Annotated in this window: 1 protein-coding gene and 1 pseudogene; both read right to left on the bottom strand. The window is 38.2% G+C overall.

The window, feature by feature from the left end; all coding sequences use genetic code 11:
• Positions 1–41 precede the first annotated feature (41 nt).
• Positions 42–560: a tetratricopeptide repeat protein gene (locus tag CIK04_RS26240; protein WP_325205851.1), complete on the bottom strand. Its 519-nt coding sequence runs from the start codon at positions 558–560 to the stop codon at positions 42–44.
• Positions 553–674 (bottom strand): annotated as a pseudogene (locus CIK04_RS34080) (type II secretion system F family protein); the annotation flags it as partial. The gene CIK04_RS26240 and the pseudogene CIK04_RS34080, both read right to left, overlap by 8 nt.
• Positions 675–685: the final 11 nt, after the last annotated feature.

The raw sequence follows: 685 nt of genomic DNA, 5'->3' as shown, positions 1-685 counted from the left end.
ATCACTTGGCATAGCGACATAAAGGTCATAAAGAATTTCCGTCAGCTTCGACATAACGATTTGCAAAGGTAAACCACAGCGATATTGTTGCCCGCCTCTCTATCCGAAGCGCCACTTTTACGACTTTCTTCGAAATGTTGAATAGCCGTTTCATACTCTTTACGTTGCGCGTAAATCTTACCAACCAACAGATGATAGGCCGCCTCATCTCCACCTTCATCGAGGAATTTCTCGCTCTCTTGCAATGCCGAATCGTAGCGTTTTTTCTTATAATTTAAGTTCGCCAAACTGTAGATATAATCTGGTTCATCGTAGTTCTTGGCTGTATAAGTATTGGTATAAAGTTCGGCTGACTTGATATCCCCCATATCTAAATAGAGGTTAACCAATTTCACCTTATAACTTGGCACTTCTGCCAAATTACCCTTGTAGAATTCGACCAACTGCTGATTCTCACCAGAACTCAATAACAAACGTTCTTTAGTTTGCAATTCCGAACTAATAGATGAGCAACCTACAATCGAGAAAAGAATTAATAATTTAATTATCCATTTAGCCATCAGTTAACATCCTCATAATGCCAGGAGCAATAATCAAAATAATTATTGGCACCATGAATAAAATAATCAGTAGGATGACATTTTCGCACCAAGCTTGCCTATTTTTTCTTCAAGTTTCCATCATA

It is taken from the genome of Vibrio sp. 03_296 (assembly GCF_002265885.1).
This window is presented reverse-complemented; position numbering and strand designations above follow the sequence as displayed.